The following is a 16,141-nucleotide window of genomic DNA, read 5'->3' as shown; positions in this document are numbered from 1 at the left end:
CCATGAGCCCTCGAAAAACCCGCTTCGCCCCCAGCCCGACCGGACTGATGCACCTAGGCAATGCGCGCACCGCACTGTTCAGCGCGCTCTTGGGCGACCGTTTCCTCCTGCGGATCGAGGACACCGACGCCGAACGGAGCCGTCCGGAATTCGTCTCGGAACTGCTCGACGACTTGCGCTGGATGGGTTTGACCTGGGACGAAGGCCCCGGCTCGGCCCAGCCCGAGGTTGACTATTTTCAGTCGCGCCGGGGGGAAATCTATCGTCATTACTATGAGCGCCTGGAACAAGACGACTTGGCCTATCCCTGCTTCTGCACGGCGAGTGAGCTGGAAATTTCCCGCAAGGTGCAGCTCAATGCCGGCCAGCCGCCCCGTTACAGCGGCAAATGCTCGCGGTTAACCAGGGAAGAAGTCGAACGCCGCCGGGACCAGGGTCTGCAGCCCACCTTGCGTTTCCGTGTGCCGCGCGGAGTCAGCGTGGAATTCGACGACGAAGTGCGGGGGCCGCAGAAATTCGCCACCGACGACATCGGCGACTTCATCATACGCCGTGCCGACGGCTCTCCCGCCTTCTTCTTCTGCAACGCGATCGACGACGCGCTCATGAGCGTCGGCCGTGTGGTTCGGGGCGAAGACCATCTCAGCAACACGCCGAGACAATTACTGCTGCTGCGGGCCCTGGCGCTAGCCTCCCCTTCCTATGCCCACATTGCACTGATACTCGGCGAAGACGGCGCACCCCTGTCCAAACGCAACGGCAGCCGCAGCATCAAGCAATTGCGCGAAGAAGGCTATTTCCCCTCCGCGCTGCTCAACATGCTGGCGCGGGTCGGCCATCACTACGAACAGGACGACTTGCTGGATTTCGCCGCACTCAAAGCGAAGTTCAACATTGCCCACCTGGGCAAATCGCCCTCCCGATTCGACATTGCCCACCTCAAGCACTGGCAGGAATTGGCGGTTCGCGCAGCGGACGACAGCGAACTGTTGCAATGGCTGCGCGAAGAAACCCGCGCCATCCTGCCGGCCAACCGTACAGCGCTGTTCCTGGATATCGTGCGCAGCAACTGCGTGTTTCCCGATCAGGCGCACGAATGGGCGCGTATACTCTTCACCGAAGAACTGTTAGTGGGCGCCGAGGAAGCCGCGGTCGCCCAAAACGCAGGCACCGGCTTCTATCTGGCGGCCCTGGACGCCGCCTCCGAGGCCGGGGAGAATTTCGATCTCTTCATGACCGGACTCAAGGCGCGCACGGGAGCGAAAGGCAAGCAATTGTTCATGCCGCTGCGCGCCGCGTTGAGCGGCCGCCTGGATGGGCCCGAACTGGGCAAGCTTTACGCGGCCCTGGATCCGTTTCTCATACACCGCCGGTTGGCGGAATTCGCCGGCGAAGTCACATGACCCCGGCTCCGACCCCGGCCATCGGCGTCAGCGCAATCGTTTTCGACGACCGGGAACGCGTCCTGCTGGTGCGCCGCGGCAAACCGCCCGCACAAGGGCTTTGGCACGCCCCCGGTGGCCGGCTGGAAGCCGGCGAAAGCCTCGTTACGGCCTGCCGCCGGGAAGTGCGCGAAGAAACCGGGCTGGACGTGACCGTGGGCCCCATCCTCGCCGCGGTGGAGCGTCGCCAGGAGGGTTTCCACTACCTGATCGTAGACTTCCTCGCCCGACTCACCTCCCCGGCCGAAACCGCTCCCAGCGCCGGCGACGACGTGACGGCGGCCGCCTGGGTCGCCCCGGAACACCTGCGGGACTATCCGATCGCCGGCGGCCTGGTGCCCATATTGGAACAGGGGCGAAGGGCGCATCGCGGTGAAATCCTCGGCCTTCACGATGCCGACGGCGCGGGCTCCGACTTCATCGCCCACCGTTAAGCCGCCCGCCCCCAATAATATCGACGCTCCGAAACACTCATGCTCAAAATCTACAACACGCTCCGCCGCCAGAAAGAACTATTCACCCCCCTGGAGCCCGGCAAGGTCCGCATGTACGTCTGCGGCATGACCGTATACGACTATTGCCATCTGGGGCATGCCCGCGTGATGGTGGTGTTCGACACGGTAGTACGCCATCTGCGCCAGCGGGGCTACGCGGTCACTTATGTGCGCAACATTACCGACATCGACGACAAGATCATCGCGCGCGCGCAGCTTAACGGCGAAACGATCGAAAGCCTGACCGAACGTTTCATCGGCGCCATGCACGAGGACGAGCGCGCCCTGAACGTGCTGCCGCCCGACCTGGAACCCCGCGCCACGGCCTCGATACGCGAAATCATCGCCATGATCCAGCGTCTGATCGACCAGGGTTATGCCTACCCCGGAAGCAATGGCGACGTGTTTTATGCCGTGAGCAAGTTCGAGAGCTACGGGCGACTGTCGGGCAAGAACATCGACGAATTGCGCGCGGGCGAGCGGGTCGACGTGGACACGGCCAAGCGCGATCCACTGGATTTCGTGTTGTGGAAAACGGCGAAGCCGGGCGAGCCCCATTGGGATTCGCCCTGGGGGCCGGGGCGCCCTGGCTGGCATATCGAATGCTCGGCCATGTCCACCTGCTGCCTGGGCAATCACTTCGACATCCATGGCGGCGGGATGGATCTCCAGTTTCCGCACCACGAAAACGAGATCGCCCAGTCGGAAGGCGCGACCGGGGAAACCTTCGTCAATCTCTGGATGCACAACGGCTTCGTGCGCGTCAACGAAGAGAAGATGTCCAAGTCCCTGGGCAATTTCTTCACCGTGAGGGAAATACTCTCCCGCTATCGGCCTGAAACCGTCCGCTTCTTCATCCTCAACAGCCATTACCGCAGTCCGCTGAACTACTCCGACGAGAATCTCGACGAAGCCCACAGCGCGCTGACCCGCCTCTACAATGCGTTGCGAGGCCTGGAACCCGGCGCGGAAAGCGCACTCGGCACCCCCTTTCGCAGCCGCTACGAAGCGGCCATGGACGACGACTTCAACACGCCCGAGGCCCTGGCCGTGCTGTTCGATCTGGCCAAGGAAATCAACCGGCAGAAAGCCGCGAACGAACCCGGTGCACGGGATCTGGCCGGCACGCTGAAGGCCTTGGGCGACGCGCTGGGGCTGCTGCAGGAAAATGCGGAGGACTGGATGAAAGGCGGCTCCCCTCAAGCCGCTTCGGGAACCGAAGAACCCTCGGAATCCGCAGTCGAAGCCCTGATCCAGCACCGTCTCGAAGCGCGCAGGAACAAGAACTGGGCAGAATCCGACCGCATCCGCGACGAACTCAAGGCGCTCGGTATCGTACTCGAAGACGGCGCATCCGGAACGACTTGGCGGAGGGCCTGACCGAGGGAGTAAACTATACACCGGGGTGTCCGCTCGCTACCCGATCGACGTTCACTCCCGGAGCCAAACCCGTTTCAGCAAGAGTTCATCACCCTGCCCGGCGCAGATCTCAAGGTCTCCATCGCGCAGCACTAATCGCCACACCGACCCGCATGTCCGATTCCGCTTATGCCGAATAGACGGCAACCACCCGCTACGCCCGTTGCAAAGCCTCCCAAAGCCGGCTGGCCCGCTTGGCTAAAACGGCTGCTGTTCCTGGTCGTCCCTCCCCTGCTGGTCGCACTGGTCGCCTACGTCGGCTACCAGGACTATTCCGTGCGGCAGCAATTCGAAGGCAAGCGCTGGGCCCTCCCCGCCCGGGTCTATGCGAGCCCGACGGAATTGTTCGCCGACCTGCCCATGGATGCCGGACGGCTGACGGCTCTGCTCGATGAGCTGAAATACCGCAGCGATCCCACGCTCTCGACCCAGGCGACCTATGCCCGCAAAGGCAACGAGGTCCGCATCAAGACCCGCGAGTTCCGCTTCGCGGACAAATCGGAACCGGCGCGGGACATCCGCGTGCGCCTGGCCGACGGCCGCGTGGAGGCCGTGGACGATGTGGAGGCCGGGCAGCCGGCGGCCATACTGCGTCTGGAACCGGTGCAGATCGGCAGTTTCTATCCCGCGCTGAAGGAAGACCGGGTGCTGATCAAGCTCGACCAGGCACCCAAGGTGTTGATTAACGCCTTGCTGGCGACCGAGGACCGTGACTTCTACAACCACTTCGGCATCTCGCCCAGGGCCATCCTGCGCGCCATGTGGGCCAACTTGCTGGCCGGCGGCATCGTCCAGGGCGGCAGCACGCTTACCCAGCAATTGGTGAAAAACTTCTTCCTCAGTTCCGAACAGACCTGGTGGCGCAAGATCAACGAAGCGGTGATGGCCCTGGTACTGGAGGCCCGCTACAGCAAGGACGAAATCCTCGAGGCCTACCTCAACGAAATCTATCTGGGTCAGGACGGCGCGCGCGCCGTTCACGGTTTCGGCCTGGCCTGCCAGTATTATTTCAGCCGCTCGCTGGACGAACTGGAACTGCATCACATCGCCTTACTGGTGACGCTGGTGCGCGGGGCTTCCTATTACGACCCGTTCAAGAATCCGGAAAGAGTGCTCAAGCGCCGCAACCTGGTGCTGGACGAAATGGCCGAGCAGGCCTACATCACCACCGCCCAGGCCAACGCCGCCAAGGCCAAGCCGCTGGACACAGTCAAGAACCCGCACCAGGCGATCAGCCGCTATCCCGCCTTCCTCGACTTGGTCAAACGCCAGCTTCAGGCCGAGTATCGCAACGAGGATCTGACCTCGGAAGGATTGCGCATATTCACCACCCTCGACGTCGAAGCCCAGCAGCAACTGGAAGCGGCCATCGCCGCCACCATGCCCAAGCTCGACAAGCAGACCCGCACCGAAGGCCTGGAAACCGCGGCCGTCGTCACCCGGCGATCCAACGGCGAGATCGCCGCGCTGGTCGGCAGCCGCGACGCGCAAGCCTCGGGATTCAACCGCGCGCTCGATTCGGTCCGGCAGATCGGCTCGCTCTACAAGCCGGTGGTTTACCTGACGGCCTTGAGCGATCCGCAAAAATACACGCTGGCCACCCCGCTGCAGGATACGGCATTACGGATTCCCAATCCCGGCGGCGGTCCCTGGAGCCCGCATAATTACGACAACAAGGAACATGGCGCCGTGCCCCTGCACAGCGCGCTGGCGCACTCCTACAACCTCGCCACGGTACGCCTGGGCATGGATGTCGGCGTCGCGCACACGCTCAGGACCTTGCGCAATCTGGGCGTGGAGCGCCCGCTGGACACCTATCCGGCCACCCTGCTCGGCACCGGCTCGCTCAGCCCCATGGAAGTGACGCAGATGTACCAGACACTGGCCAGCGACGGCTTCATCACGCCGCTGCGCGCCATCCAGGCGGTGGTCTCCCAGGAGGGTCAGCCATTGCAGCGCTATGCCCTCAATGTGCGGCAGGCGCTGGACCCCGGCCCCGTCTACCTGACCAACACGGCCTTGCAGGAAGTGTTGCGCGACGGGACGGCACGCTCGGCCTACAACATCATCTCTCCAGAGCTGAACGCCGCCGGCAAAACCGGCACCACCAACGACCTGCGGGATAGCTGGTTCGCCGGCTTCACCGGGGATTATCTGGGCGTGGTCTGGGTGGGCCGGGACGATAACCAGCCGGCGAAGCTGACCGGCGCGCAGGGCGCCTTGCAGATATGGGCTCAGACGCTGAGGAAGATCAGCCGCGAACCGCTGGACCTGATCCCGCCGGACGACATCGAAACCGTCTGGATAGACCGGGACAACGGCTTGCGGGCGAGCGAGAGCTGCCCCAGTGCGAGCCCCTACCCTTTCATACACGGATCGGCGCCGAAGAGCTATTCGCCGTGCGCGGGCGGCCAGCCGCCGCCGGCGGAAGAAAGCGGCGGGTTTCGCCTGTTCTAGCCTTGCCCCCCTCGACAGGCATGGGGAGGGCACGGGCCGAATCGGGCGTAGGGACTTCCAGTGCGCCAGCCCGAGGAAACCGGAGTTCGCTCCCGCTCATGCCGGCCTGCGGATTGACCCCTTCACGGGTTGGAAGGGACCGCTTCCAGCGCCTTCCAATCTTCCGGCGTGTTGACGTTGGTAAACCACTCGGGGTGATCGTGGCAATCGGCCAGCGCCAGCTTGTGGTGGGAGAGCCACCGATCCACCTTGCGTTGGCCGGCCGCCAGATAGGCCTCCAGGTCGGAGAGCAAGGCCGTCTCGGCCAACAGGAACACCGGATGCAGCCGCTCGCCGTCGTGGGCGGCGCAAACTTCCGCGCCCTGGGCTGCGAGGGTGGAAACCAGCCGGTCCAGGAGTTCGCCGGCTATCAGCGGCGAGTCGCAGGGCACGGTCAACACATAAGGCGTTTTCGCGGCTTTCATGGCAGCGAGCAATCCGGCCAGCGGACCGTCGTAGCTTGCAGTCGCATCGGCGATCACCGGATAACCCAGGGCGGCGTAAGCCTCGTGGTTGCGGTTCGCGTTGATGAGGACGATGTCCGTCACCCTTTCCAATGCGGAGACGGCCCAGGCGACCAACGGCCGGCCGCGAAAACTCAGCAAACCCTTGTCGCCGCCGCCCATGCGCCGCGCCCGCCCGCCCGCCAGGACCACGCCGGTGATTTTTTTGCCGTAAGCCTGCATGATTGCCGTCTATCCATCCCGTTAGCCCGTGGGGCCCGCTCGGCTTGTCGAAGTTCGTCCCTCGACAAGGCAAAGGACTCTTGGGCCGGGTTTAGCGATGCCGGAATCCGAACCGCCTCATGACCAGCCGACCGCTTTCGATTGTCGCATTATCGCTCCTGCTGCTGCCAGGCTGCGCCAGCCATGCCCCGGGCATCCCGCCGGGCTTTTACGAAGCCAGCACCCGCAAGCCCTACGCCGATGTCATGGCGGAGCTGGAATTGGCCATCACCGAGCATAATTTCCGCATAACCGGCCACAACCACATCGGCAGCGTCATCCGCGAGCGCGACAACATCGCCTTCCCGGATTACGACACCCTGCAATTCTGCAATCTGACCTACGCCCGGCAGATGCTGGAAATCTCCCCGGCCGCGGTGGCCTACATGCCCTGCAACATCTCGGTCCGGCAGCAGGGAGAGCTCGTCTATGTCACCACCCATTTGCTCCCCACGGACACCCCCGATGCCCGATTGAATGCCTTCTTCACCCGCATGAACGGCGAACTCAAAAAAATCGTCGACTTCGCGGCGGAGCAATGACTCGGTCCGTCCCATCGCGCCGCGGGGTACATCTTGATAGGCCTGGCCGGGAACACCGCTCGAATCCGCCCCAACAAAACGGTTAGAATGCCGCCTCGCTATCGAAACCGCCCGGAGAAAACCATGTCTGTCGGCCAATTCTGCAACCGCGAGACCGTCATCGTCCGCAAACAGGACTCCATCGTCGAAGCCGCCAAACTCATGCGCGAACACCACGTCGGCAGCATCGTCGTGGTGGAAGACAGCAAGGGTGTGGTCGCGCCCGTCGGCATCCTCACGGACCGGGATCTGGTGATCGAAATTCTCGCCGCCGAGCTCAATCCGGACGAGGTCGCCGTCGGCGACATCATGAGCTACGAATTGCTGACCGCCCGCGCATCGGACGGTCTCTGGGAAACCCTGCAACGCATGCGCGGCAAGGGCGTGCGGCGGGTGCCTGTGGTGGACGAGCAAGGAGGACTGGCCGGCATCATCTCCAGCGACGATTTGCTGGAGATCCTGGCCGGCGAGCTGGGCGAACTGACCAAGCTGATCGCCCGCGAACAACAACGCGAACAACGCGTCCGTCCGCCGGTCTGAGCCCCCGATCGTCTGCGCACGAGCCTAGTCCACCCTCCGGAATCGCCATGCCATGAGCCTGACCATTTATCACAACCCCCGATGCAGCAAATCGCGCGCGGCCCTCGAACTGGTGCGCGGAAAAAATTCCGCGGCGGAAGTGGTCGAGTACCTCAAGGTACCGCCCACCGCCGAAGAGCTGGAAAACCTGCTGAACCTGCTCGGCATGGAACCACGCGAGCTGATGCGCAAGGGCGAGGCCATCTACAAGGAGGCCGGGCTGGATGACCCGTCGCTCGATCGCAAGGCCTTGATCGCCGCGATGGTGCAACACCCCATACTGATCGAGCGGCCCATCGTCGTCCACGATGGCAAGGCCGTCATCGGAAGGCCGCCGGAAAAAGTGCTGGAAATTCTGTGATCGCCCCGTAGGGCGGCAAATTACTTAAGTCGAGATACCACTCCAGGCCTCCCCTTGTTTCCGGCGCCCGCGATACCGCGGGCAGCACGAATGTCCACCACACCGTCTATCCAAGAGTTAACCGCATGGTTGAAATCCTGATCCTTTATTACAGCCGTTACGGCTCCACCACCGACATGGCCAACCAGATCGCCCGCGGGGTCGAGGAAGTTCCTGGCGCGACGGCCAAGATACGCACGGTGCCTGAAGTATCGCCCGTGTGCCAAGCCACCGAGGACAGCATACCGGCCTCCGGCCATCCTTATGCGACCATGGACGATTTGAAAAATTGCGATGGCCTGGCCTTGGGCAGCCCCACCCACTTCGGCAATATGGCCGCACCGCTGAAATATTTTCTCGACAGCACCAGCGGGCTGTGGTTTTCCGGGGCGCTGACGGGCAAGCCGGCCGGGGTGTTCACCGCCACATCGTCCATGCACGGCGGGCAGGAAACCACTCTGATCACCATGCTGCTGCCCTTGCTGCATCACGGCATGGTGCTGGTCGGCATCCCCAGCCGCGAACAGGCGCTCACCGACACCGTTTCAGGCGGCACGCCGTACGGCCCCAGCCGCCACACCGGGCGCGACGACGACGGCATGACGGAAGACGAGAAGAAACTCTGCCGCGTCTTCGGCGCACGGCTGGCAAACGTAGCCCTGGCTCTCAAGAACGCCGGCGCGCGATGAGTTTGCCGGGTGTCGGGGCGCTGGTCGGTTATTTCGGTCTGCTGGGACTGTGGATCGCCTGGAGCATCCTGCCTGGCGGTCCCCACAAGCCGCCCACCGCCTTGCTGCTGATGATCTCCACCCTACCCTTGCTGCCGTGGCTGCGCGGTCTGCTGTACGATCGTCGCACGAGCTATCTGGGCTTGGCCGTGCTCAGCCTGGTCTATTTCATCCACGGCGTGGGCGCCTTGACCAGTCCGGCCGAACGCATCCCGGCCGGGCTGGAAATCGGATTCAGCCTGACGCTCTTCCTCGGCGCCCTGTTCCGCTTGCGCTCGCAACCCTCGTCATGAGTCTGCCCAGACAACTGCCGCTACGCCTCGCCTTCAACCCGCGGCACGGCTTCGCGGAATACCATGCCGGCGCCAACGCCGAGGTCGTGGACCATCTGCGCCGCTGCGCCAGCGGCACGGGCGAGAGCTTCATCTTCCTGCACGGCGATTCGGGATCCGGCAAGACCCATCTGTTGCACGCCTGCTGCGGCGAGGCCCAACAGCACGATGCCAGCGTCTTCTATCTGCCCCTGGCGGAGCTCGCCGACCATGGCGCCGGCATGCTGGAGGGACTGGAACGGCAAACCCTGGTCTGCCTGGACGACATCGAGGCTATCGCCACGCGCAACGAATGGGAGCACGGGCTGTTCGATCTGTTCAACCGGCTGCGCGACGCGGGCCATCGCTTGATCGTATCCTCGCACTTGGCGCCGGCCGAACTCCCCATCGCACTGCCCGACCTGCTCACCCGGCTCAACTGGGGCCTGACCCTGCGCCTTCGCCCCCTCGACGACGACGACCTGCTGGCCGCTCTCGCCCTGCAAGCGCAGTCGCTGGGCCTGGAGCTACCCGCACCGGTCGGACGGTTTCTGCTGAACCATTGCCGGCGCGACCCCGCCCACCTGCGTCGGCATCTGGAACAACTCGACACCGCCACCCTGGCAGCCAAGCGGAAACTGACCATTCCTTTCCTCAAGACTTATTTGGAAGAAAACCCATGAACGTATTGGTGATAGGTACCGGCGCCGTAGGCAGCTTCTACGGTTCTTTGCTGGCACGGCAAGGCATCGCGGTCTCGGTGCTTGCGCGCTCGGACTATGAGCACGTCAAGGCGCACGGCATCCAGATCCAGACCAAGAACGACGTCTATGACTTCGTCCCGCACCAAGTCGTGCGCAGCGCAGCCGAGCTGAGCGAAAAACCGGACTATATCCTGCTCTGCATCAAGGTGGTCGAGGGCGCCGACCGCATCGGCCTGCTGAAGAACGCCGTCGGTCCGAACACCGCCATCGTGCTGATTTCCAACGGCATCGACATCGAACAGGAAATCGCCGAGGCCTTCCCCGACAACGAACTTATCAGCGGTCTGGCCTTCATCTGCGTGACCCGCACCGCGCCAGGCAAAATCTGGCACCAGGCCTACGGCCGACTCGCCCTGGGCAACTATCCGAAGGGGCTGTCGGAAAAAACCCAGGCCCTGGCGGCGGCTTACGAGAAGTCCGGCATCAACTGCGTAGCCAGCGAGGACATTACCACCGCGCGCTGGCAGAAATGCGTGTGGAACGCGGCCTTCAATCCGCTGTCCGTGCTGTCCGGGGGGCTGGCCACCTCCGACATACTCAACACCCAGGAAGCCTTCTGCCGCGTCATCATGGAAGAGATCGCCGCCATCGCCAAGGCGAGCGGCCATCCGCTGGCGGACGACATCGTCGAGGTGAACATTTCCAGCACCCACAAGATGCCGCCCTACAAGACCAGCATGCTGCTCGACTTCGAAGCCGGCCGTCCCATGGAAACGGAAGCCATCCTCGGCAACGCGGTGCGCTACGGACTGCGCCTGGGCGTCGCGATTCCCCATCTGGAAGCGGTCTACGCCCTCATGAAACTACGGGAGCTCAAGCTGCAACAAGACCAGTAAGCCAAGAGCTTACTACGCGTCGAGGGACACTCCATTAACGAGGACTCAGCCCCGCGAGGTGTTTAGCAGACCGGTGAAAAACACTTGGAACCTGCCCGGTAAAAGTTTGGGGCACGTCTACGCCGCGCATGGGCTTGCTCGAAAAGCGAGCCCCCCATTCTAGGTCGCCCAAGCCCGCAACGTCCCGCCCCGCAAGGGCCGAGCGCTTTGCAAATTGACTCCGCTTTTTTCTCGGTATCGGGTGTGCCAGATTGGATATGGAGTTAACCAATCGATTACTTCTTACCTTGCCCCAAAAGAGTCGCGCCGCGTTGCTTTGACGCGATTTGCAGCATCGGGCCGATTACTACGCTTAACCCCCTGCCCGAAATTCGGGGGCCACTTCACCATTCGGAACAATAAGCCGGCAGCAAGAATACGTCACTTTATTTCCCGCTCAAGCCTTACTCTTCCGGCAGCTTGTGAGCGATACCCTTATGGCAGTCTATGCAAGTCTTGCCGGATTCCTCCGCCGACGCTTGCCCATGCTTTTTCTTTGCGGTCTTGTCTTGCAATTCCATGTCCATGGCATCGTACCGGTGGCAGTTGCGGCACTCGCGTGAATCGGTACGCTTCATCCGATCCCATTCGTGTTGCGCCATTTCCGCCCGCTTGGCTTCGAATTTTTCCTTGGTGTCTATAGTGCCGACCAAGGTCCCCCACACTTCGCCTGAGGCTTGCAGCTTGCGGACAATCTTGTGCGTCCAGTCCCTGGGCACATGGCAATCGGAGCAGACCGCGCGCACGCCGGTGCGATTGTTGTAGTGGACGGTTTTCTGGTACTCCTGGTAAACATTGTCCCGCATCTCGTGGCAGGAAATGCAAAATTCCAGGGTGTTGGTGGCATCCATCCCTGTGTTGAAGCCTCCCCAAAATAGTATGCCGAGGATGAAGCCTGTGCCCAGCAAGGATATCAGCGAGTAGCGCGCGCTCGGGCGGCGCAAGACCGCCCAAAGGCTATTGCGCGTCGATGGAGTAGTTTCCGACATGGTCAACCTTTAATATTCCGCCGCACGGTAAGCGGCGGATTCGTCTCGATCGAGTCGCCCTAGTGCGCGCTGCCGTAGAAATGGACCAAGGCTTCCAGGTCTTCCTTGTCGAGTTCCTCGATCTTCGGCTTCATTTTTTTATGGATCGGGCGCTTTCCCTCGACGAAGTCCTTCAACGCTGCGTCCAGGTAAGCCATTTTCTGGCCCGCCAGTATGGCCGCGTCGTCGCTGGCGAGGCTGCCCCCTTCCGAGTGGCATTTTTCGCAACCTTTTTCGTGGAGGCTCTTGCCCTTGGTGGCCAGCGCCGGATCGAATTTCTGTGCGGAGCGGACGAATTTCTGCGCCGCGTAATAACTGGCCAGTTGTTTGATGTCGCCTTCACTCAACTCGCCGGCCACTTGACACATGTCGGTCTTGCCGCCTTTCTTGGCGCCGTCGCGGATTTTCGTCTCCACGCAAGGCCGTTCCTTGTTTTTGTACTCGGTCAGGCTGATGTTGAGATATTCCGCGGAAGTTCCGCCTAGGATCGGTACGTCCACTTCCGAGTTGGCCCCCTCCTTTCCGTGGCAAGCACTGCAGGCTTCGACCAGTTTGTCCACTTCGGCGGCCGAAGCAGGCGCCGATAGCGCTAGGCCGAACAGGGCGCTACTAGCCAACACGATGTACACGCTGCGTTTGTTTTTCATAGTTTCAGCCTCTTAATTTTTAATGTCGTTTATAGGGAGTGTGACAACCGCCGCTTTCCTTAAAAACCCAGAGCAACACCGACCATCACCGTGTGGTAACCCCCGGTCAACGTGCTGTAGATTTGGTCATCGTAGTAGTCATAGGAATAGGAACCCTTGAGCTTGGTGAATTTGTTGAAGGCGTAATCCGCCCCCAACGCCAAGGTTTGCAGGGTATTGTCCACCTGCTCATCGATGGTGGGGAGCTTGCTCGCGATATAGCCGGTCGTGTTGTGCCCCTTGGCGTGCGATAGGGTGTAGCCACCGCTCAAGTTAAAAGCTTTGTTCACTTGCAGATCGGCGCCGACCGAGAACACATAGGTATCGACCAGGTAGTTGGGCGTGTCCCGCGTTTTGAACCATACCGGATTGTTCGGTGCCTCGAAGCGCCTGCGGTTGGAAGAAATGAAGTAGGACGAGAAATCGTTGCGCAGCCATCCCAGGGTGGCAGTGGTGGACAAACTCTCGTTGGGAGTAAAGCTCAGCGAGATGCCGGACGATTGCTGCGTATTGTCGGTGCTTTGTTCGAGCGAGGCTCCATCGACCTTGGTCGGCACGGTAAGCGCGTAAGTAAGGCTATTGTTGTCGTTTTTCTTATTGCGGTAGTTGTAGTAGAAGCTAAGCGCCGTGCGCTCATCGAACGCGTAGTTGATCTTGGTCTTCAAACTGACCGATTCCCCCGGCTCCGTGACCAATCCGGTCTGGCTGGCGTTAAGGTAGGACGGCGTTATCCGGACGATCAGTCCATTTAAAGGGCGCGCCACCCAAGTGATGTAGCCCTCGTTGGAGAACGACTGCTGCCTGTACAAAGACCGTTGCGGCTGTATGCCATTCAAAGTCGGCGCGACCTTGGAGGTTGCGGTCCAGGTCAGATCCCGGTCCTTGTCCTCACCCTTCCATCCGACGGTCACGGTGGACTTGAACACGGGTGGGCGGAACGTGGCGGACGCCCCGTAAGTGAAAGACTGGATCGTGTTGATGCGTACTCCGAGAGTCTGATCCGTCGTGGCGCTCAACAGTCCTGTCGCCGGAAAAGTCGAGTCGTTTTCCCGGTTGTAATACTTGGCGTAGCCTTCCAGCCCTACCCAGGACAGTTCGGCGGAATTCAAGTTGAGGTAGGCGTTATTGGTCATGATTTCGCCCTTGTCATAACCCGCGGCTAGCTGGTTCTGAGTGAACGAATCCTGCTTGAGCAGAGACATGCCATAACCCGCCGCCACGGTAGTACGGCCGAATAACTTGGTCATGCGTAGTCCGCTCGTGAACAATGTGCTGTCCGGCATGTAGTCGACGGGATGATTGCTAGGGACGATGTTTGCGCTGAATGGCGCGAAGCTGGCGACGGTGAAATCCTTCGCCTGATTGTTGAATTTTTCCACCGACCCGTCATAGGCAATCTGCAAGTTACCCGAGGCGCCGCTTAGATTGAGCGAGTAGCGGTTCATTTGCTCATCGACCGGCATGTCGAATCCGCGCCAACGCTGCACAGTTCCGGCGAAGCCCCCTCTGACGTCGGAGCCACCCAGTGCGAAGGTACCGAATCGGTTGCCATCACGCTGATAGCCATCGTAATTGAACCGGCCGGTAACGGTCGTGCCAAACAATTCCGGCTTCAGGGCGATGCCCCCACCGTAGGTGGAGCGGTCGATCTTGTACAAGGTCTGACCGGAGTTGTCGTTGAAACGAGACACGTAGCCGCTGCCGGTGTTGTTATTTCTGGGTCCTGCATAGGCCGGATCGGTGCCACCGGCAACTTGATTGGGGCTATAGAGAAAGTCCACTCCGCCGGTGGCCGAACGAAACATCGAATAATAGCCGGTGACACCGAACAACTCGGTGTTGGCCTTGGCGGTTCCCCGCTGGTTATAGATGCCGAAACCCTGCCGCTCCAGCGAGAACACATCGCGCTGCGGATTCGTCACTCGCAGGCGCAAATCGGCGTCGGGATAAAAGCCTGACCGGTTGTCGCCGCCGCTCATCTGGTAGTTGTAGCGTTCCAGAAACTGCGTTTTGTCGCTGCCTACGCCTTTGTAATAGTCGAAGTAATAGGCCTTGGGCGTTACCTCCGCGCTGACAGTGTTGCCGCTTTCCGCCGACTTCTCCGCGGCAGAAGCCAAGTCGATGCCCTGGATCGCCAACAAGGACACGGCAAACTTGAACAATGTTGTGGTTTTCATGGTGTCTGATTCCCTATCCATCAATGCCTGAGGTGCTGATCGAAAGCGCTTCCGTGGATCGCGCCATGACAGTTCACACAATTACGCAGTACGGCTCCCGAAATGGTTTCGGTCGTGATATTGCCGGTGTCAGTGCTTGCAGTTTGTCCGTGGCGATTGTTGGGTAGCGAGTGGCACTGCAGGCATTGCATCGGCATGGCGACTTCGAGCAGCCTGCGGTTCGGCGTGCCGTGCGGGTTATGGCAGTTGGCGCAGTCTTCCGCCGCGGGCGGGTGCTCGAACACATGCGGTCCGCGGACAGCCTGATGGCACTTGGTGCATTGCTCTGTCTTGCTGACCAGGGTCGTTTGCTTGCTATCGTGTTGGTTATGGCAGTTGGTGCAGGAGATAGCGCCCTCCCTCAACGGGTGGTGCGAAATCATGTTGAAGCGCGCCAGTATGTCCTGATGGCAGGTAGCGCAAAGCTGGGCGTTCTTGTCCATTTTCAGATTAGCGATATTTGAGTCCTCGCCGATCTTGGGTTTATGTATGCCGTGGCAGTCTGCGCACTTCACGCCGGCCTTATTGTGCTCGGAGAATGCGAAATTCATCCGGTTAGCGTCGGTGGTATGCCCCTTCCCGGTACCGTGGCACGTCAAGCAGGTTTCCGAAGCAATATCCTTATTCGGCAATATTTTCTTCGAGTTTCTGTGCGCCTCCGCGTCGGTGTGGCACGACAAACAATCGCTGTGATGGGCGTGCACTTTGGCTTCCGAGTCGTCGTGGCACGACGTGCATGCCTTGCCGGCCGGCGGCGGAGCCGCTTTTTCGGCAGCGCCCGCCTCGCCAAAGCAAACGAACATCGCCAGTAAGGCCAGGACGGCCATGTTTAAGGCCGACGTATGCGGTAGTCGGAATCTCCTCTTCCCGTCGAACGGATGGACAAAGCGGCGTGCTGAAAGTCTATTCATCAAGGGGATAACCATGTAATCCAATCTCATCGTTTTAATCCTTAATCCCACCAAAACGGGAAATCATTAGGAAAAACACCGGGCGACAAACGCCGGAAGCCTGTGCAATGTTGTTGTGAAGTTTTTTGGCCCGGATAATTCGCAAAAATGGGCGAACCTCGTTTAAGTGATTGATAAATTGACAGTTACTCCAATAACGCTTCGGACGAAGCTAAACGAGATCGTCCATGAGCCATACTACTCAAGAAACCCTGCCCCCCGGCGGACGTTTTGACGGTCGGCAGGAAGTTCGACGGCGCGGTATCGAGAAGGCCTCGTGGATCAGTTCCGGATGGGCTCTCAAACGGATTTACGAAACATTCGGGTTGGGCTCGTATTTCCAATTGCAAGCATTTCTCCTTGAAGAGACCTCGCAGTCGCGCGCGCTCCTTAAGCCCTTACCTTCTATGCGGACATGACTGCTTGAGGCGAAACACAGCAAATACC

Annotated in this window: 16 protein-coding genes; 11 read left to right on the top strand and 5 right to left on the bottom strand. The window is 60.9% G+C overall.

The window, feature by feature from the left end; all coding sequences use genetic code 11:
- Positions 1-2 precede the first annotated feature (2 nt).
- From gltX to mrcB, 4 genes are all read left to right on the top strand, one after another.
- Positions 3-1,403 (top strand): glutamate--tRNA ligase, encoded by a 1,401-nt coding sequence (gltX, locus tag JWZ97_RS00935; protein WP_205432745.1) that lies wholly within the window; start codon positions 3-5, stop codon positions 1,401-1,403.
- Positions 1,400-1,876, top strand: coding sequence for an NUDIX hydrolase (locus JWZ97_RS00930; protein WP_205432743.1), 477 nt, complete (start codon positions 1,400-1,402; stop codon positions 1,874-1,876). The genes gltX and JWZ97_RS00930 overlap by 4 nt, the downstream gene beginning before the upstream one ends.
- 39 nt (positions 1,877-1,915) lie before the next feature.
- Positions 1,916-3,316, top strand: coding sequence for a cysteine--tRNA ligase (cysS, locus tag JWZ97_RS00925; RefSeq protein ID WP_205432741.1), 1,401 nt, complete (start codon positions 1,916-1,918; stop codon positions 3,314-3,316).
- Positions 3,317-3,484: 168 nt separating this feature from the next.
- Positions 3,485-5,812: a penicillin-binding protein 1B gene (gene mrcB / locus JWZ97_RS00920; protein WP_205432739.1), complete on the top strand. Its 2,328-nt coding sequence runs from the start codon at positions 3,485-3,487 to the stop codon at positions 5,810-5,812.
- A 122-nt stretch (positions 5,813-5,934) separates the two neighbouring features.
- On the opposite strand, the gene mobA is transcribed toward mrcB, so the two are convergent.
- Complete coding sequence (gene mobA / locus JWZ97_RS00915; protein WP_205432737.1) at positions 5,935-6,537, bottom strand: molybdenum cofactor guanylyltransferase MobA; 603 nt, start codon at positions 6,535-6,537, stop codon at positions 5,935-5,937.
- Between the two features lie 119 nt (positions 6,538-6,656).
- On the opposite strand from mobA, the gene JWZ97_RS00910 reads away from it, so the two are divergent.
- The 7 genes from JWZ97_RS00910 to JWZ97_RS00880 all read left to right on the top strand — a co-directional run bounded on the left by JWZ97_RS00910 (position 6,657) and on the right by JWZ97_RS00880 (position 10,775).
- Positions 6,657-7,118 (top strand): DUF302 domain-containing protein, encoded by a 462-nt coding sequence (locus tag JWZ97_RS00910; protein ID WP_205432736.1) that lies wholly within the window; start codon positions 6,657-6,659, stop codon positions 7,116-7,118.
- A 123-nt stretch (positions 7,119-7,241) separates the two neighbouring features.
- Positions 7,242-7,697 carry a CBS domain-containing protein gene (locus tag JWZ97_RS00905; RefSeq protein ID WP_205432734.1) on the top strand — a complete coding sequence of 152 codons (456 nt, stop codon included), beginning with the start codon at positions 7,242-7,244 and terminating at the stop codon, positions 7,695-7,697.
- A 52-nt stretch (positions 7,698-7,749) separates the two neighbouring features.
- On the top strand, positions 7,750-8,097 hold the full coding sequence (gene arsC, locus JWZ97_RS00900; protein WP_205432732.1) for an arsenate reductase (glutaredoxin): 348 nt from the start codon (positions 7,750-7,752) through the stop codon (positions 8,095-8,097).
- Positions 8,098-8,222: 125 nt separating this feature from the next.
- Complete coding sequence (wrbA, locus tag JWZ97_RS00895) at positions 8,223-8,825, top strand: NAD(P)H:quinone oxidoreductase (protein WP_205432730.1); 603 nt, start codon at positions 8,223-8,225, stop codon at positions 8,823-8,825.
- On the top strand, positions 8,822-9,157 hold the full coding sequence (locus JWZ97_RS00890; protein WP_205432728.1) for a DUF2069 domain-containing protein: 336 nt from the start codon (positions 8,822-8,824) through the stop codon (positions 9,155-9,157). The genes wrbA and JWZ97_RS00890 overlap by 4 nt, the downstream gene beginning before the upstream one ends.
- Entirely contained in the window at positions 9,154-9,858 is a 705-nt protein-coding gene (hda, locus tag JWZ97_RS00885; protein ID WP_205432726.1) for a DnaA regulatory inactivator Hda, read from the top strand. The genes JWZ97_RS00890 and hda overlap by 4 nt, the downstream gene beginning before the upstream one ends.
- Positions 9,855-10,775, top strand: coding sequence for a ketopantoate reductase family protein (locus JWZ97_RS00880; RefSeq protein WP_205432719.1), 921 nt, complete (start codon positions 9,855-9,857; stop codon positions 10,773-10,775). Before hda ends, JWZ97_RS00880 begins: the two co-directional genes overlap by 4 nt.
- Positions 10,776-11,218: 443 nt before the next feature.
- On the opposite strand, the gene JWZ97_RS00875 is transcribed toward JWZ97_RS00880, so the two are convergent.
- The 4 genes from JWZ97_RS00875 to JWZ97_RS00860 are packed head-to-tail and all read right to left on the bottom strand — an operon-like array spanning position 11,219 to position 15,685.
- Positions 11,219-11,803, bottom strand: a complete 585-nt coding sequence (locus JWZ97_RS00875) for a NapC/NirT family cytochrome c (RefSeq protein WP_205432716.1) — start codon at positions 11,801-11,803, stop codon at positions 11,219-11,221.
- A 59-nt stretch (positions 11,804-11,862) separates the two neighbouring features.
- A complete protein-coding gene (locus JWZ97_RS00870; RefSeq protein WP_205432715.1) occupies positions 11,863-12,489 on the bottom strand; it encodes a c-type cytochrome in 627 nt (208 codons plus the stop codon).
- 59 nt (positions 12,490-12,548) lie between these two features.
- On the bottom strand, positions 12,549-14,705 hold the full coding sequence (locus JWZ97_RS00865) for a hypothetical protein (protein WP_205432713.1): 2,157 nt from the start codon (positions 14,703-14,705) through the stop codon (positions 12,549-12,551).
- Between the two features lie 20 nt (positions 14,706-14,725).
- On the bottom strand, positions 14,726-15,685 hold the full coding sequence (locus tag JWZ97_RS00860; RefSeq protein WP_205432705.1) for a cytochrome c3 family protein: 960 nt from the start codon (positions 15,683-15,685) through the stop codon (positions 14,726-14,728).
- Between the last annotated feature and the right edge of the window lie 456 nt (positions 15,686-16,141).

This window comes from Methylococcus sp. EFPC2 (assembly GCF_016925495.1).
GTDB lineage: Bacteria > Pseudomonadota > Gammaproteobacteria > Methylococcales > Methylococcaceae > EFPC2.
This window is presented reverse-complemented; position numbering and strand designations above follow the sequence as displayed.